Origin of the sequence: Micromonospora sp. MH33, assembly GCF_003013775.1 — a bacterium.
Classification (GTDB): Bacteria; Actinomycetota; Actinomycetes; order Mycobacteriales; family Micromonosporaceae; genus Micromonospora; species Micromonospora fulviviridis.
The window spans coordinates 1-16,514 of sequence record NZ_MUYZ01000005.1; the positions used below are offsets into that span (position 1 = coordinate 1).

General features: G+C 69.7%; 13 protein-coding genes. 7 read left to right on the forward strand and 6 right to left on the reverse strand.

The genetic code is table 11. The annotated features are described in order from the left end of the window. Positions 1 to 94: 94 nt before the first annotated feature. From B0E53_RS01890 to B0E53_RS01900, 3 genes are read right to left on the reverse strand one after another with little or no spacing between them, the layout of a single operon-like run. Positions 95 to 1,063 (reverse strand): PrgI family protein, encoded by a 969-nt coding sequence (locus B0E53_RS01890; protein WP_107074344.1) that lies wholly within the window; start codon positions 1,061 to 1,063, stop codon positions 95 to 97. After that, positions 1,060 to 1,980, reverse strand: a complete 921-nt coding sequence (locus B0E53_RS01895) for a conjugal transfer protein TrbL family protein (RefSeq protein WP_107074345.1) — start codon at positions 1,978 to 1,980, stop codon at positions 1,060 to 1,062. The genes B0E53_RS01890 and B0E53_RS01895 overlap by 4 nt, the downstream gene beginning before the upstream one ends. Before the next feature lie 2 nt (positions 1,981 to 1,982). Next, entirely contained in the window at positions 1,983 to 2,366 is a 384-nt protein-coding gene (locus B0E53_RS01900) for a pilin (RefSeq protein WP_107074346.1), read from the reverse strand. A 447-nt stretch (positions 2,367 to 2,813) separates the two neighbouring features. On the opposite strand from B0E53_RS01900, the gene B0E53_RS01905 reads away from it, so the two are divergent. Further along, complete coding sequence (locus tag B0E53_RS01905; RefSeq protein ID WP_246835172.1) at positions 2,814 to 3,527, forward strand: AAA family ATPase; 714 nt, start codon at positions 2,814 to 2,816, stop codon at positions 3,525 to 3,527. Between the two features lie 317 nt (positions 3,528 to 3,844). On the opposite strand, the gene B0E53_RS01910 is transcribed toward B0E53_RS01905, so the two are convergent. Then, positions 3,845 to 4,708 (reverse strand): hypothetical protein, encoded by an 864-nt coding sequence (locus tag B0E53_RS01910; RefSeq protein ID WP_107074348.1) that lies wholly within the window; start codon positions 4,706 to 4,708, stop codon positions 3,845 to 3,847. Positions 4,709 to 5,565: 857 nt separating this feature from the next. Between B0E53_RS01910 and B0E53_RS01915 the strand changes: the two genes are divergently transcribed. The 6 genes from B0E53_RS01915 (at position 5,566) to B0E53_RS36830 (ending at position 10,195) form a co-directional block, all read left to right on the forward strand. Next, a complete protein-coding gene (locus tag B0E53_RS01915; RefSeq protein WP_246835173.1) occupies positions 5,566 to 6,522 on the forward strand; it encodes a hypothetical protein in 957 nt (318 codons plus the stop codon). 43 nt (positions 6,523 to 6,565) lie between these two features. Then, a complete protein-coding gene (locus tag B0E53_RS01920) occupies positions 6,566 to 7,537 on the forward strand; it encodes a DNA methyltransferase (protein WP_107074349.1) in 972 nt (323 codons plus the stop codon). Then, the gene (locus B0E53_RS01925) at positions 7,534 to 8,082 is read left to right on the forward strand and encodes a DNA cytosine methyltransferase (protein ID WP_107074350.1); all 549 of its coding nucleotides are present in this window, start codon (positions 7,534 to 7,536) and stop codon (positions 8,080 to 8,082) included. Before B0E53_RS01920 ends, B0E53_RS01925 begins: the two co-directional genes overlap by 4 nt. Positions 8,083 to 8,158: 76 nt before the next feature. Beyond that, positions 8,159 to 8,749, forward strand: a complete 591-nt coding sequence (locus tag B0E53_RS01930) for a hypothetical protein (RefSeq protein ID WP_246835174.1) — start codon at positions 8,159 to 8,161, stop codon at positions 8,747 to 8,749. A gap of 270 nt (positions 8,750 to 9,019) precedes the next feature. After that, the gene (locus tag B0E53_RS01935) at positions 9,020 to 9,367 is read left to right on the forward strand and encodes a helix-turn-helix domain-containing protein (RefSeq protein ID WP_107074352.1); all 348 of its coding nucleotides are present in this window, start codon (positions 9,020 to 9,022) and stop codon (positions 9,365 to 9,367) included. A gap of 357 nt (positions 9,368 to 9,724) precedes the next feature. After that, on the forward strand, positions 9,725 to 10,195 hold the full coding sequence (locus B0E53_RS36830; protein ID WP_146167552.1) for a hypothetical protein: 471 nt from the start codon (positions 9,725 to 9,727) through the stop codon (positions 10,193 to 10,195). 682 nt (positions 10,196 to 10,877) lie between these two features. On the opposite strand, the gene B0E53_RS01945 is transcribed toward B0E53_RS36830, so the two are convergent. Both B0E53_RS01945 and B0E53_RS01950 read right to left on the reverse strand, forming a co-directional pair. Next, entirely contained in the window at positions 10,878 to 13,190 is a 2,313-nt protein-coding gene (locus B0E53_RS01945; protein ID WP_107074354.1) for an NACHT domain-containing protein, read from the reverse strand. Continuing rightward, positions 13,187 to 15,319 (reverse strand): NACHT domain-containing protein, encoded by a 2,133-nt coding sequence (locus B0E53_RS01950; protein ID WP_168215186.1) that lies wholly within the window; start codon positions 15,317 to 15,319, stop codon positions 13,187 to 13,189. Before B0E53_RS01950 ends, B0E53_RS01945 begins: the two co-directional genes overlap by 4 nt. Between the last annotated feature and the right edge of the window lie 1,195 nt (positions 15,320 to 16,514).

A 16,514-nucleotide genomic window follows, 5' to 3' on the forward strand; every position in this document is an offset into this window, starting at 1 on the left:
CGCGGGGTGACCTCGACCGCGGCCGGGGCGACGGCAGCCGCCAGCCCGTCCGGCGGACAGCCACCCTCGGCAGGCTGGGATCGATGGCGCAGCTTCATGTCGGTCGGCTCCTTCCGCGTCGGTGACGCTGATGCGGTGTGGGTGAGGTGATGACGGTGTCGGGGGCCGCGAGACCGCCGGGACGAGGCGGCCGGTAGGGGTCGGCGGCCGCGGCGAGCGCCGCGGTGACCGCCGGGCCGTCGAGGGCGCGGGTGGTGACGCCGAGGCCGGCCAGGGCGCGGACCGTGTGGTCGGCGCGCCGTCGAGCCGTGTGCTCGCCACGCTCACCCGTGCTTGTGCGGGTGACGATGAGGACCTGCCGGCGCAGCGGATCCTTGCGCGCTGCGAGGTCGTCGAGGAAGCGGGCGTGGTCGCTGGCCGCGTCGCTCAATGCCGGGTGTGGCAACCGTGTGGCTGCGTGGGCGAGGCTGCGGGCGGCCGAGTGCAGGTCCACCGGCTGCGCCGACACCACGATCTGCGTCGGCGTCGACAGGCTGTTGAGCCAGCGACCGAAGGTGTCGACCAGGGCCGCCTGCTCATCGCCGGTGCGCAGCGCGAGGTTGACGTTCGTCGTGGCGATCATCGCCGCTCGCGCGGCGCCGAGTCGGATCTCCCCTCCGTCGTCGATGGCGTCGGCGGGCAGCTTCAGCGGCGCCGGCAGCATCACCTTCGTCGTCGGCACCTGCACCCAGTCCGGCGTCTTCGACGTCGTGTCAGTTGTCGATAGCGCCCGCGGAGCCCGTGAGTGGCGGACGGCGGCGAGCAGCCACACGTCCAGCGGCAGGCCGTCACGCCGGCCGACCGCGACACCGAAGACGAGGCCGCCGAGCACGACGGCGGCGCCGGCGAGCACCGGCGCGGGGACGACCTGGTGCAGGGCCCGCCAGGCGCCGTAGAAGGCGAGGGCGGCGACGGCGAGGATCGCCAGCTGCCGGAATGTCAGTCCGTAGAGGATCTTGTCGGGTGCGTCGACATCGGCGGGCATCCGCGCCCGCCCCGCGCCGCTGGGGTCGTGGGCGTTCATCGGCCGGCCGCCTTCAGCCCGCGGCCGAGGCCGGGAATGGCCCGGGTGGCCTGCTGGACGACGATGACCCGCACCGCCGCGCCGATCATGTTCGCGCCCCGGCCACCGCCGCTGGCGGCCACGTAGCGGCGCACCAGGGCGGGCACCCGCAGCGTGGTCCACAGCATGACCATGACGACGAACAGGTTGATGGCCCCGCCCGGCTCCACCGGCAGCCCGAGAGTGGGCAGCAGATGCTCGGGGTCGGTGAGCATCCACTGCCCGGCGTAGAGGGTGAACCCCTGCACCACCGGCACCGCCAGGGTGCCGGTGTAGGCCTTCCACCACAGGCGGGCGATCGGATCGGTCTGCGGCAGGGCGTGGCAGGCCAGCGCCAGGGGAGCGAAGGCCGTCAGGACGAGCACGGCGGCGAAGCGAACGATCACGCTGAACGCAGTGCCGGCGAGCAGCACCGCGATGACCGCGACGCAGACAACGAACAGCAGGACAGCGATCTTGTCCTGCCCCGCCGTGATGTGGGTTTTGATCGCCCGCAGCGCGCCGTCGCTGTCGCCGTCGGGCGTGGTGAGCGCGGCGGTGAGGGCGTTGGCCAGGTCGATGAGCATGCCGCACCACAGCTGGGAGAAGTGCGCGGCGACGAACCCCACGATCAGCCTCGGGACGAGGTCTTTGGCGGTGTAGCGGGAGGTTTCGCTGCCGCCGGCGGTCATGGTGAGCACCCCGGCGGCCACGAAGGCGAGGACGAAGACGGTGTCCACCACGAGGACCGAACGGCCGGTCAGCGCCTGCACCTGCGGCACGCCGGTGACGTTCGGGGTGACCAGCAGCGCGCTGCTGATCACCCCGAACAAGGCGTCCAGGCTGGCGGTCATCGCCGCCGCCAACCAGTCCAGAATCTGGTCGAGCAGCCAGTCCATGATCAGCCTCCGACGATGCCCTGGACGATGTCCAGCAGGACCGGGGCGAGGACGGCCAGGCCGTAGCCGACCAGGGCGTTCTTCAACGCCCCCTTGGCCTTGTCGACCTGCGCCGGGTCACCCCCGGCGGTCGCCCAGTAGACACCGGCCAGAACGAGGAACAGGGTGGCCAGCGCGGCGAGGATGCCGATCAGCCACGCCTGCAGATTCGCGATCACGACCGGCAGCGAGTTCACCGCCAGCGCCGGCACGCCGGCGTCGGCGTACGCGGCGGCGGGCACCGACAGCAACAGCATCACCCCACCGGTGACGGCTGCGGCGCGGCCGGCCCACCGGCCGGTACGGGAGTGGGTGAGGGCACGACGGCGTGCCGGGATGCGAGACATGGGTGGGTTCACCTCCGGCCCCGGACGGGTGCAACGGCATGCGGCGGGGCGGTAGCGGGCGGACCATCGACGCCCCGGCGGGGCGTGCTGGTTCCTCACCCTCAAACCGCCGTTTGTGTGCTCTGGCGAACGCCTGCGCACCTCACAGCCGCTCACCACGCCTCCCGCGACGCTCACAGCGCAGGTCACCGCGCCCTGCGACGCCAGCGGACATCGGAAAGGCCAGGTGGGCGGACAGCCCTCGAAACTCTTGCCACTGCCGCGTCGGGACCGTGCCCCCGACAGCGTTGAGGTGGCCGTGTCAGCCGCTGAGTCGGCGGGGGAGGCTGCCCGGCCGACTACGGTTGACCTAGCGGAGGACAGGGCGGCGGAGCAGGGGGTCGCAGGGTGATGACCAGCCCCAACCCGTCGGCACGACGTCGAAACGGCGGCGGTTTCCTACGGTGGGTGGAGCTGGCCGAGGCCGACGCCGACCTGTCGGGCTATCCGTTCACACTGCCCGTCGTCGCCGGGCTGCGGGCGGCGGGCCGGCTGGAGCTGGATCCGGCGGTGACGTTTCTGGTCGGTGACAACGGCACCGGCAAGTCGACGTTGATCGAGGCGATCGCGGTGGCGGCCGGGTTCAACCCCGAGGGCGGATCCACCAACTTCCGGTTCAGCACCCGCGCCACCGAATCGCCGCTCGGTGAGTACCTGCGGCTCGTTCGCGGGATCGGTAAGCCACGCACCGGGTTCTTCCTGCGCGCCGAGTCGTTCTACAACGTGGCCACCGAGATCGACCGCCTCGGTGTCGGCGACAGCTACGGCGGCCGCAGCCTGCACGAGCGATCCCACGGCGAGTCGTTCCTCGACCTGGCCACCCACCGGTTCGGGCCGCAGGGCCTGTACCTGCTCGATGAGCCGGAGGCGGCGCTGTCGGTGCACGGCTGCCTGGCGATGCTCACCCGGATCCGCGACCTCACGGAGACCGGTTCGCAGTTCCTGGTGGCCACCCATTCACCGATCCTGCTGGCCGTACCGCACGCGCGGATCCTGCAGATCGACGCCAGCGGCACCATCAGCGAGGTCAGCTACGACGAGGCGCAACCGGTGGTCTTGACCCGCTCGTTTCTGGCGGACCCGCAGCGCTACCTGCACTACCTGTTCAGCGACGACCGCTGACCCACACCGCCAGGGTCCGAACATGCAGGGGCCGCCCGGCCTGGAGCAGGTCCCGAAAGGGTGGGCATCGCCCAGCCGGGCTCCCCGAGCGCAGTGAGCCGCTATGAGTTCCTGTGACTGCGGAAGTGGCGACGCCACAGCCGCCGATTGTTGATCCGGCCGGCTCACGCCAGACCGCCGGCAGCGTCACCGACGTCGCGACCTGTGCGGAAGCGGACGCACACCCGGGAACGTGCCGCAGCGCCCTCGCCATGGTCATCGGCGAGGGCGCCGCAGATGTCCGGTTCGTCGCCGGTCTTCCAGCGCGGGGCTGCTGTCTACGCGGCTTGCGCCGTAGCCGCCCCGGGGTGGGCGCGGCGTTCGCAGGTCCGGCGCAGCGCGACCCGACGCTGCGCGGCGGCCTCCCGCTCGTCAGCGGCCTGCACGGCCGCCACTCCGGTGAGCAGCCCACGGGCCAGGGCGTCGGCGATGCGGGTGTCGATGCGCCGCAGCCGCATCCGCAGGGCGTCGGCGGTGATACCGAGCCGAGCCGCGATCGGCTCGAGGGCCCGCCGCCCCAGCCGCACGTCGATGTAGGGCTCCTCGTCCACGGGGTCGAGGATCCCCAGGCCCACCGCGCGGCGCACCAGCACGTCCGGATGCCCGTACGGCACCTGCGGGGTGCGCGGCCCGGGGACGTGATCCACGTCCTGCAACGGCGTGAACTCGCCCGCCTGCCGGCGCAGCTCGTGACCGGCCCGCCACCCGGCCCGGCACAACGCTGCGTACGGCGCAGGCCGCGCCACGTCCACATGGTCACGCAACGCAGCCAGGAAACCCGTCAGGATCTCCGCGCCGATGTCGTCCGGGTCGCCGCCGTAGCCGGCGCACAGCTGCCCGGCGTAGCGGCGCAGCGCCGGCATCGCCATCCCAACCGCGGCGATCACCCACTGCGGCCCGCACAAGCGGGCGCGGCGGATCAACTCCCGCCACAACACGTCCCGCGCCGTGTAGGCGCGCGGATGCCGCAGCAGCCAGTCCCGCACCGCCGGCAAGGCCATCACACCCGCCGGCAAGCCGTCACCCGGGTCGAACATGTCAAGGTCGATGGACAGGGGCGCCGGATCACTCGTCAACGCCAAGAAGGCGACGTCAGCGGCATCCAGCGGCGAGGCGGGCCAGTTGGTGTCGGACACGCTCATGTCATCACTCCAAAGTTCGAGAGATCGTCGACTGACATCGCCGTGGTGTCGCGGCGGTGCCGGGACCCGATTGCGCCACGACCGGCACACACGACCCTCACAGCGCAGGCCGGGGCAGGGTCTGACAACAGCCCGCCCGCGGCGACACCGGGCCTCACACTTGATCTTTTCCATCGGCGTCCGTCGTTGACATCGGTCGGTGACAACGTCGTTGAGCTGGACTGTGACACGACGATCGAGGGGCGTGTCATCGCTGGCGGGTGTATGCCGGCCACCCGCAGCAACGGCGGCGGGGCGATGACGACAGCAGCGGGCGTGACACTCACAGCGACTCACAGCCACTCACAGCGACTCACGGCAGCTTTCGCCGTGGCGGTTGTGACATCGGCGCGCGCTTCGGTGTCAGGCATCTCGGAGCCGGCGCTGGCGGCGATGTCGCACCGCCGGGTCGGCGCGGTGTCATGACCATCGGCGTCGATGTCACCATCGAACGTCCTGTCACCTGCGCCACGGCACGAGCGGCGAGGTCACAGTCACGTCTGACAGGGCGACCCCCCACGTCATGTCACGACAGGCGCCCCTGGCATCGCGCGTGGTCGCTGCCCTTGACGCTGCGCATCCGTTGACGACAACCCATCAGGCGTCTCGGCGCCATAGCGGTCGAGCATGACAACGGGCGGCCGGCACCCGAGTCGCCGTGGAGGCATGATGGCGGACGAATCGCTGGGCAGCTGCGGCGAGCGGCGCTTGCGGGATCGCCGTGAGTGGCTGTGAGAACGGCAGGCGTTCGCCGGAGCACACAAACGCCGGTTTGAGGGTGTCAGCGCACGGCCTGCGCGGCGCGGAGCCGACACCACATGAGCGAGCACCCGCCGCAGCACCACCTCCGCCCCGTCCACCCCGTCGACCCGCCCGGTGTCGACCCGACCCTGATCGACCTGGTGGCCGGCGACCCGCCGGTCCCGATCACCGTGTGGCGCACCGCCCGCACCGACGCCGACACCGGCGGCAGCATCGGCGCCCGGCTGGCCTACCGGCTCGTGGCCGCCTACAGCCACCCCGGCGACGCCGTCGTTGACCTCACCGCCGACCACGCCTTGACCGGCGCATGCACGTCCGGCCTGCGCCGCCACCACCCCGGCTGGTTCACCGACGCGTCAAGCCTGATCATCGGGCCGGCCACCCCGCCAGCCCCGGCCGCCCTGCCGGATGCGGAGCTGCCGGAGCTGAGCACCTGGTTCGGCGACGACCTCACCGACCCCGACCTGCCCCCGACCGGCGACCTGGCAACCCCGCCACCCGACGGCACCTCGCTGCAAGCCGCCACCAGCCTCGTCGTGGCCACCTGGCCCCTCGACCCGGCCGACTCGACTAACCGGGTGCGGCTGGCGTGGCTGCTGACCGCGTGCGCGCGGCTGCTGCGCCCCGGCGGCTGCCTCGTCCTCGTCGTCACCGTCCCCGCCATCAGCACGGGCGGGCCGGAGGACTTCACCCCAGTGGCCACCGTCGCCGCGTCGGTCGGCCTGGGCTACCTGCAGCACATCGTCGCGGTCGCTGCGGACACCGACGGTGACACGTTCGTCTACCACGTCACCGACGAGGAACTGCTCACCCTCGCCCAGCAGACCGCCGAGCAGCCGTGGACGACGGCCCACCTACGGGTGCACGCCGACCTGCTCGTGTTCAGCCAGCATCAGACCTCTGCCAGTTCCCAGAAACCGGCGGGGCGTCGAGACGAACCTTCCGGGGTTGCCGTACCGACGTGGGACCAGCCGCAGCGCGGTCGCCGCCCGAAAGGCGGCCACCGTGACTAACCACGAGCCTGCCCACCCCGAGCGCGACCAGCCGCACACGGGCATGCCAGCCCACCTGGATCACCAGCGCCCCGAAACGGGCCCGGACGGGCTGTCGGTGTGGACGACCGCCCAGCGCACCGGCCCGGTGCAGCGCCGTGGCCGGTACGTGCCTGACTCGGTCAAGCATCCCGCCCGGATGCTGCCCGCGATCGCCGCGCACGCGGTGCATGCCTACACCCGGCCGGGGGACCTCGTCCTGGACCCGATGTGTGGGATCGGCACCACCCTTGTGGAGGCGGTGCACGCCGGCCGGGACGCCATCGGTGTCGAGTACGAGTCGCGGTGGTCGGACATCGCCGACGCCAACGTCACCCACGCGCACGACCAGGGCGCCGCAGGCCGAGCTTCCGTGGTCCGCGGGGACGCCACCCGCCTGCGGTCTCTGCTGCCCGCCGCCCTCACTGGGCAGGTCGCCCTCGTGGTGACCTCGCCGCCGTACGGACCCACCGTTCACGGCCTCGTCCGGCCCGGCGCGGACGGGGTGGCGAAGTTCGACAACGCCTACAACGATGGCACCGACAAGGGGAACCTCGCCTACCGCGACCTCACCGGCCTCACTGACGGCTTCGAACAAATCCTGGCCGGCTGCGCCACGCTGCTGCGCCCCGGCGGCATCGTCGTGGTCACCGCCCGACCGTGGCGCAAGAACGGCCAGCTCGTCGACCTGCCCTCCGCGGTCATCGCCGCCGGTGTCCGCGCCGGCCTGATGCCGACCGAGCGGTGCGTGGCGCTGCTCGCCGCGGTCCGTGACGGGCACCTCGTGGCCCGCCCGTCGTTCTTCCAACTCCAGGCCGTGCGCAAGGCCCGCGCCGCCGGCACTCCACTGCACCTGATCGCGCACGAGGATGTGATGATCTTCCGCCGGCCGTGGAAGTCCGTGAGTTCCGGCGAACCCAAGTGCTCGCAGGGCCAATCCGGACACGAGGGCTCGTCCGGCCGAAAGGTCGCCGGGGATCCGGGGGAGGGGGGTTGAATGCCTGTCCGGCCTGGCCACGCATCGGATCCCTATGCACCGGTTACGGCGGTCTCGACCTGGCCGTCGAGCTGGTGCTCGGCGGCCGGCTCGCCTGGTACGCCGAGACCGACCGGTACGCCAGCACCGTGTGCGCCCACCACTGGCCTGGGGTTCCCAACCTCGGCGACTTCCGCACTGTCGACTGGACCCGAGTCGAGCCCGTCGACGTGCTCACCGCCGGGTTCCCTTGCCAGGATATCTCCAATGCCGGCAAGCGGGCCGGCATCACCGGTATCCACAGCAGCCTGTGGACAAGCGTCGCGGACGCCGTTCGCGCACTTCGACCGCCACTCGTGTTTGTGGAAAACGTCGCCGCCCTCCTCCGGCGGGGATTCGACGTCGTCGCCGCCGACCTGGCCGCGATCGGGTACGACACGAGCTGGCTCTGCCTACGCGCATCCGACGTCGGCGCCCCTCACCGACGCGACCGCCTGTTCCTGTTGGCCGCCACCCCCGAACAATCCAGCCGAGGTGCGGACCTTGCCGACGCCCTGCGCTCGTGACGGCAAGGGCCCCGGCCACCAGTACGGGCTACCGGATCTCGTCGAGGCCGGAGGCGCCCGCCATCGCCTGCCGCACTTGACCGACGCCAACCGGCTCTTGCCCACGCCACGGGCCACCGACACCGGCACTCCCGGACGACGCGCCGGCAAAGGCTTCCGACCACCGCTGTCCCAGGTGCTGCTGCCCACGCCACGTGCCTCTGACGGGGAGAAAGGCTGCCCGGGGCAGCGTGGCTCACACGGGGACCTCACCCTGCCCTCGGCGGCGGTGCGGGTCCCCGCCCGAACCCTGCCCACACCACGCGCCTCCGACGGGCGCGGACCCGGCCGGCACGGCGACGGCGGCGACGACCTACGCACAACCGTCGCCGGCCTCGGCCAGCTCGACGACGAGCGGTGGGGCGCCTACGCCGCCGCCGTCGCCCGCTGGGAACTGATCCTCGGCCGGCCCGTCCCCGAGCCGACCCAGACCGGCCGGCACGGCAAGCCCGTTCTCGCCCCACCCTTCGTCGAATGGCTGATGGGACTCCAGCAGGGGCACGTGACGGCTCTCGGACTGCCCCGCACCCTCGCGCTGCGCGTCCTCGGCAACGGCGTCGTCCCCCAACAGGCCGCCGCCGCTCTACGACTGCTTCTGTGCCCGCACCGCTGGCACATCCCCGCCTGAGAAACCGAGAGCACCGGCCAGGTTTCCCGGCTTCCTCGTCCAGGCAGGCGGTCCGCATCTGCTCAACCTCGGCGGGCGCCGCGCGCTCGCCGGTCTAGCGGATGACCCGGCGCCGCCGTATCGAGGGCGCCGCTCGTGGGGCCGGCCGGGCCTGAGCCGGCCGGCCCCACCCCGCGCCAGACATCCACATCCGCCGACGTCACTGCATCCGCCGCACCGCCGAGGGCGCCAGCCTGCCGGGCGCCTCCTCCACAGAAGGAAGGATCCGCCATGCCCTCCACACGTCGTGCTCGCGCAACCGCCGCCGCACCAGACACTGAACGGAAGCGGTCGGCGTGGACCGCGGACCAGGTCCGCGCTCTGGGCCTGACCACCGACCTCACCACCGCCGCCGACATCCTCGGCATCTCCCGCTCAGCGGCCTACAAACTCGCACGCCGCAACGCCTTCCCCGTGCCGCTGATCCGCGCCGGCACCCACTACCGGGTGCCAATCCCACCGATCCTCACTGCGCTACACCTCACCCATAACGCCCCCACCGAGGAAGACGCCGACCCCGACGCCATGAGCCTGCCACCGCCTCAGCCACGCCAACCGGCCGCGCCCGAGCATCGATGACGTCGCGCAGAGCCCGGTGGCTTGCGTCCGCGTCTGCGCTGCACATCGTTGGTCAACTCCTCCGGGCTACCGGCGCGACCGGGGAGGGCTCTATGAGGAAGCCACAATGCCAACCGGTCGGACTGGCGTGCCAGCGGTCGGGCGCGGTGCTGTACTTCCGGGCTGCGCAGCTCCTCGAAACGGTCTGTCTTGTTGGGACGGTGTAACGAGTGCTCGCGGTGGCGGCGCTTGTGCTGTCGACAGGGATGGAAACTCATCCCGGCGACGTAGCCGGGGCCGGACCTGGAATGCCGGGCGGCACCGTCATCACCCGTTTGGGCGGCAGGTGACGGCAAGTCCGGGTGGAAGGGAATCACTGTGCCTGATCTCTCCTTGGCCGCACGCGAGCAGGCGGTGCTGTCGGCCGTCGCCGATGCGATTGTGGCTGCCGCGGTCGGCAGGGGTCTGCGAGCGGCGGTCACGTGTCCCGAGGCGCTTCTTCCCTACGTCGGTCAGCTTGTGCGGACGCTGCACGCTCGCGGTCTGGCATGCCGCTGCGTGGTCTCGAAGCACCACTCGTCTGACGCCGACTCGCCGTCGGATCACCGAGCCTCGGAATCAGTCGTTGCTGTAATCACCAAGCCGTTCGCTCAACACGGCGATGACGTACGGCGCGTCAACATCGAGGTGACTGCTGGCAGACCGGCGGGACCCGGTGGCGTGGCCAGCCAGCGATGCGACGGAGACCAAGACACCGACAATCAACCTGACATCGTTCTCGAATATCACGACACGGAAGGGCTGGTCATTGGCCGTATGGTGCCCTACCTGTCCCCGTGCCGTTGCTGATGTACGGAGCGCGTACTTTCACCCTCCACACTGCACTCCGAGCCGGTCTCACCTACTATCTACCTCTGATGCGCTAGTGACCGGTTTGAGAGTCTCGGGTGCGAGAGATTACCAACCGGAGCGGGTGCCCTCGACCCCCGGGTCCCCGCATGGCGCACAGGTAGGCCCCGTTCCTCCAGAACGGGGCCTACCGCCTCACGGCCGAACCGATGCACCCGCCGCCGGCGGTCAAGGTCGTGGCCCGGGCGCACCAGACCCTGATCCGGAAACCCGCCACACATTGCGGCCGCGTCGCCGTGGTGGATGCCGCGCTCGAACTCATCGCCTGGCTGCGGCTCATCGGCCTCGACGGCGACCTGGCCAAGGCTGAACCGAAACGGCTTCGCGACCCGATCCTGCACACCCGCCGCCCGCCTCGTGCGCGGGCAACGCCACCGCTGGCTGCGCATCTCTGCCGCCTGGCCCTGGGCCGAACAGATCACCGCCCCGTTCAACCGGATCGCGGCCATCCCCGCCCCCGGCTGGCCAGCCCGGCAGTTGTCCCAACGACCGGAGGACCCAGGACAATATCGATCAACAGCGATAAAAGCTGCCGGGCGAAAGGAACTGACGTCATCATCCGGAATCATCGAGGCTACAAGAGGCCTACCGGGCCGGCCCTGCCCATGAGGTTGAGATCAAGCTAGGGGTGGTTGGGCGAGATCCGGATGGACATGGAGGACTCGGGAACGACTAGGACGAGTTCCAGGTGGTCCTGGTCATGCTGAACGACTCGCCAGGCGGTCAGCGCGTTCACAAGGTCGCCGACCGGTATCAGGCCGGTTATGGTGAGGGACAAACAGTCAATCATGCCGTACGGGGCCGGGTGCTGCCGGCCACGACGGTTGGCGACGAAGGCCAGGCCACCTTCGCGGCGGAGTGCGGGCTCGGCGAGCAGCCAGGACTCCAGGCTGTCGGCGACCGCGCGGTCAGATGTGTTCAGCCAGAGCTGCCAGGACTCGTCGAACTCGTGGGACAACCGCTCCACAACGTCGTTCACTCGCCCCCGCACGTAGGGCTCGAGCCGTTGGGCGCTCTGTAGGCACTCCTGCAGCACGCCCGCGAGCACCCTGCGCCGGTGCGGGTCGTTCTCGAAGCGGGCGACCAGCAGCATGACCAGCTTTTCGGCCTCGCGGTGTCGGGCCTGGGCGACGGCCATGACGAACGTCGCGCGCCAGAGTGGCTCATGGGCACGTGCAATCAGCATCTCGGCCCGGCCGTTGTGCAAGATGTTCTGTGCGGCGAGGTATTCCAGGAAGGTGAGGTGCAGGAAGCGGATCCGGCCTTTCTCTGGCTCGACGAGGACGCCGCTCTCCACTAGGAGCGAGTCGAGAACGTCCGAGGGATTCGGCACCTGCTTGGTGAGGCTACGGCTGGTGAGCGCAAACTGCTCCAGCACGCGGCCGCGGGGTAGCTCGATCCATCCCTCCTGGAGCATAAGGCCGGCCAGATCCTCCAGGAAGATCGAGGCGATGGAGCGAGGCAGCCGCACCCGGCCGAGGCCTCGTTCGACGTCCCGGCGTTCGATCAGCATCTCCACGAACGCCTCATAAACGTTGGATCCACTGAGCCATTCGGGGCCGCGGTCGAGGTAGACACCGCAGACAAGCGTGCACATCAGAGGGCTGGTGGTCAGCTCGCGCAGCTGCGGATTGCTGCGGATGAGCCGGATGACTTCCTTGCCGAGCTGGATCGGCGACCTGCGGGCCGTCCGTTCCGGTACGACCGGGCTAACCGTGGCGAACCAGCGTGTGACCAGGTCGGTCACGCCCGAGTCATCCAGCGGTTTCAGGGAGGCGACGGTGAAGCCGAGGTCGGCGAGGTACGCCGGGTCGATCGCGGCCTGTCGGGACGAGACCACGAAGCGGCACTCTGGAAAGCGCTCGACAAGTCGGTTCAGCCACTTCCGGATCCTGGGAAGGTGGCCCTGCCCGAACTCGTCCAGGCCGTCGATCAACAGAAGGATGTTGCCCTGGGTGCAGCGTCGGTTCAGCTCTGCAGGCGACAAGCTCCGCCCCAGCGACGGGCGAGCGTACTGGAAGATGAAGTCGACGACCGAGCTCGGCTCCTTGTCGGGGGCCTCGCCTAGGCGGCTGCCGGGCACGTAGATCGGCAGCAGTTCGTTGTGCGTCGTGAGGAGGCCATCGAGGGACTTGCGCGCTCCGTCGACCGCGAGCCAGCGCATTAGTGCCGTCTTTCCGGAACCTGCTGGGCCGGTCAGGTAGAGCCTGCGGAAATCGGCCAGGGCCCACTCGACAGGCATCTCGTCGCCCTTGACCATTACCCGGGGGCGACTGTAAGTCTTACTGAGCGAGAACCTACGCATCGCGGCGGGCAGCGTGAAGCCGACTATCTCGGCTTGGTCGAGGCTGGTGACGATCGCCAGGCGGTAGGCGTCGTCGCCGGCTGTGGGCAGCTCGCCGAGCCTGCTCCGCAGTTTGCTGCCGATCTCGCCTTCGTCGCGGAGAAGCTCGGCTACGACGTACGGGCTGGATTCGGGGAAAGCGGAGGCGGCGGTGATCAACACGGAGACGGTCTTCGCGAGGAGCGCGTCGTAAAAGCGTCGTTCCGACTTAGTGAGGTCCAGCTCGTTCGCGGCTGTGGACCGTTCCCAGACAATCGTGATCAGCCGGGCCGGTTCAAGCCCGGCGTCCTTTAGGTCGGCGGGTGACAGGGCGGCTTGGTCCAGGCTGAGGTGCACGATGTCGACGACTCTCGACCGGGAGGTGTCGTCGAGCTGTTCGTACTCCGAGTCAGCGGCGATGCTGGCCATGACTGTGTCGGTGAGCGACTCCAGCCGCCGGGTGAGGCGGCGCCGGTCCAGGGCGTTGGGGACCTGCGCGTCCAGGAACTCGTCTAGCGGCTCGCCCGGGGCTTTCTGCCCGCCAAGCCAGAATTCCATGACGATGCGGATGACGCTGGAGCTGAGCGACATCACGGGCAGCATGTCCATCATTCCCGCTCCTCCCGATGCCGGATCATCTCTGCCAACGCCGCCTTCTCCGGCCGATCATTCCATGACTCGAGGATCATCTTCCGCGTCGCCGCGTCGGCCGTGGCAGCGACCGTCGCCACGGCCGCGAGATCCCCGGGCCGGGCAAGCGCGATCACGCACGCGGCCGTCTCAGGACCAGTGAATTCCTCCTGGGTCAGCAGGTCCAGCATGACGTTCCCGATCGCCACGACCCGAGCGGCGAGCTCCGGCGAGCGCGGCGGGACTAGTTCGGCCGTAGCGCCCGCTATCCGCTCGCGCATGTCGGGATCGACCTGCTGCATCACCTGCAACGCGGCACGTGCCGTGCCCAAGTGCCCGGCATCGGCCAGGCGGCCCAGCAGCTCGCTTGCGCCGGACGTTGGGAGACAGGCTGCGGCGGCCACCACCGCGCGCCGCTTCTCCGGAATCGCCGCCCAATCGGCGAGCTGGCCGAGGAACTCGCGCTGCGCGTGGAATCGGGCGGCCAGCGACTGACGGACCGTGTCCTGGACGAAGGCAAGACGCCCACCCTCGCAGTACCGGAGGAGACGATGCCGGTGCGCCAGCGCGCCGATATGCGCCGGCGTGGTCCTCAGCCAGGCGGCGGCCTGCGCGGCGCTGAACTCCTCGTCGTTCTGCGTCGACCAATGCGCTAGCTCGATGAGGTCGTCCCAGTCGTCGACGGGGACCGTCTCCCCCTCTGCCGGGCTTAGCGGGTCTTCCGCGCTCGTCGACCGGAGGATCCGCTCCACGAGCGCCGCCCGGTCGTCTGGGAGGATGAGTCCCCCGCCGAGCAACTCCCGGCAGAGCCCGGCAAGGAAGATCGGGATGGCGCATAGGCCACGGATGTCCGAGCACCGGCCGACGGCCATGAGAAGGCCGTCTCGTGCCGCCCGTACCGCCTTTCGCTCCTCTTCCGTGGCGCACTCCTCAGCCACCGCCTCGTGCCAGCGGACAATGAAGCGGTCGACCTCGACCGGGACCATCTCCCGCAGCTGGATCTCGCGCAGACCGAGCTCGGCCGTCCAAGCGGCGGGCACGGCCGAGCGGGTGTTGACGAGGACGACGCAGCCGGAGCCCATCGCGTCGCGCATCAGCTGCTTGATCTTTCTCAACCTGGTAGGAACGGCGTGGACGTCAACGTTGTCCATGAGCAGGATCGCCTTGCCGTCCCTGATCAGGCGCTCCTCCCACCCCCTCGGGGCGCGGCTCGCGAGCCGCCCGTCGAATCTGGCCATTGCGTCCGCAGGCACCGGGGCGCCGTCGCCGCCCAGGTCGAGGTAGAGCGGGACCTTCCGACCCCACGCGGCGAGATGCCCCGGAAGACCGCCGGCCAGGGCCTTGAGCGCGAGACACCGCAGTAGATACGTCTTGCCGGAGCCGGCGTGACCGCGCACGATCCAGCCGCAGTCGCCGCCGTCGATGTCGAGGACGGCTGCCGGTTCCTGGAACACCATGTCCAGAGGAAGTTCGATCGGCGCTCCGCTCGGGCCGGGCACATCGAGCGTCGGCATGAGGTCGCGAGCTTCGAAGCGGTAGTCCCAGGTGAACTCGTCGTCGTCCCACTCGATCTTGCGTTTGAAGAGGACGGTGTCCTCGCCCCGGCGTCGTTCCAGCAGTTCCCGCAGGATCCTGCCGTGGACGTACGCGTTCTCCAGAAAAAGCCGGGCCATCCGGTAGCAGATCTCGGCCAGGAGCATACGGTAGGCGGCGGCCGCCTCACCAAGCTCCGCCTCCGGATCCTGGGGCGCGGCAGCAAGGTAGTAGGCGGTCAGCCGCTCGCCCGAAAGGCCGAGGTCGACCAGGCCGCCGAGATCGAGCTCGACGGAATCCATGGTCGTGACGACCTTCATCGCGGCGGCTTCGACGTCATACGACGGGAAGGTGGTGACCAGATTGCGCAGAAGCTTCCTTGTGACGTCGTCGATGGTCCGTTCGATCTCGTCCGCCAGTTGTTTTCCCTGGTCGGTGGTCCCAAACTTCTTCTCTACGAACCAGGCGCCCAGTTCGCCGGTCAGGGTCCCACCTGCGCCGGGGAAGACAACGGCGCCCAGCGTCTTCACCAGCACGTCGGCAAGTCGCAGCGCGGTCTGCTTGCTGACCCGACTCACCGGCGGCAGCCTCTCATCCTGAATCGACCCCGAGAGAAGAAGCGTAGATGCGGGATGCCCGCCGGGCGGCCCCAGACACGGTCCATGGTGAACGAGCCGAGCCGACATCCCGGGCATCTCTGGTCAGCGGCCTACAAGCTGGCTCGCCCGGGACACCTTTCCCATGCCGCTGATCAGCGTCGGCGAGCACTGCCGAGTGCAGATCCCACCACCGATCCTCGCCGAGTTACACCTGCCACGCCGCACTGCCCGAGAGGCCGAGCAGGGCAACGCCAAGCACAGAGGGCGCTGGCCCTCGAAGACGCATCAAAAGCGTCATTCTGGTGCAATCAATGGACTAGAGATCAATGCCCTTCTATGGACGCGTCTGCCACCCCTTCTCAGTCCTGGCTACCGCTGCGGCGATGAACTCGCGCAGGTGCTCCTCGGCTGTCGCACCCGGCATCAGCGTTCCCGGCGTGTACCGGACCAACGAGGTAACGTCTCCCACTCTCAGCAGAACGCTGTACGTCGTGCCAACGTCCGGTGCGAGGCTCGTCTTCGCGCTATGCCGCCAGGCGAACGCCTCGTCCCCCACATTCGGTGCTTTAGTTGACTGCATCGACATGGTGAAGGCGTAGCCAGGTTCCAGACCGCCCTCCTTCCAGGTACGACATCTCTTGGCACTCGCACGGACGCGGGTGATCTCAGCCGCGGCTTCCCCCTGCCCAAGGGTGGGCCTTCACGATGTGGTCAACCTGTTCAGTCTGAGCTGCGCCGTCGAATGCCCAACCCGCAGTGACCACAAGACGGGCGCTTCCCTTGGTGTAGAGGCCACGCTCGACGGCGCTGCAGGCCGCGTTGTTGGTCCGCTGCTTCCCTGGCGCGTCAGCGCTGTCGAGGTGCCACATGGGCCCGAGGTCGTCTGACGTCAGCAGGAACTGTCTCAGCTCGCGTTCGGTCTCTGGACCGTGGCGCGTCGGAGACGACACCGGGGAAGGCGTGGGACTCGCCGATGATCTAGCGGCAGCTGGCGATCCGCTGGTCGCAGCTTGCGATGAGCTGGTCGTAGATGGGGTCTTGCTCTCGCTGCACGCCGCCATCGCAAGCACAACGATGGCGGCGGCCACGCGGGCGAACCTTCGGGCCATGCCTGCGATCATGCGGGGCAAGTCAAGGGTCCTGCGGGCCTCGCTGCGGTCGATGCCTACTCGGG

Excerpts from the sequence above, each read along its gene's own strand:
- B0E53_RS01890 (WP_107074344.1), bottom strand. The coding sequence starts at position 1,063 with ATGAACGCCCACGACCCCAGCGGCGCGGGGCGGGCGCGGATGCCCGCC.
- B0E53_RS01910 (WP_107074348.1), bottom strand. The coding sequence starts at position 4,708 with ATGAGCGTGTCCGACACCAACTGGCCCGCCTCGCCGCTGGATGCCGCT.
- B0E53_RS01935 (WP_107074352.1), top strand. The coding sequence starts at position 9,020 with ATGCCCTCCACACGTCGTGCTCGCGCAACCGCCGCCGCACCAGACACT.
- B0E53_RS01945 (WP_107074354.1), bottom strand. The coding sequence starts at position 13,190 with ATGATGGACATGCTGCCCGTGATGTCGCTCAGCTCCAGCGTCATCCGC.
- B0E53_RS01915 (WP_246835173.1), top strand. The coding sequence starts at position 5,566 with ATGAGCGAGCACCCGCCGCAGCACCACCTCCGCCCCGTCCACCCCGTC.
- B0E53_RS01895 (WP_107074345.1), bottom strand. The coding sequence starts at position 1,980 with ATGGACTGGCTGCTCGACCAGATTCTGGACTGGTTGGCGGCGGCGATG.
- B0E53_RS01920 (WP_107074349.1), top strand. The coding sequence starts at position 6,566 with ATGCCAGCCCACCTGGATCACCAGCGCCCCGAAACGGGCCCGGACGGG.
- B0E53_RS01900 (WP_107074346.1), bottom strand. The coding sequence starts at position 2,366 with ATGTCTCGCATCCCGGCACGCCGTCGTGCCCTCACCCACTCCCGTACC.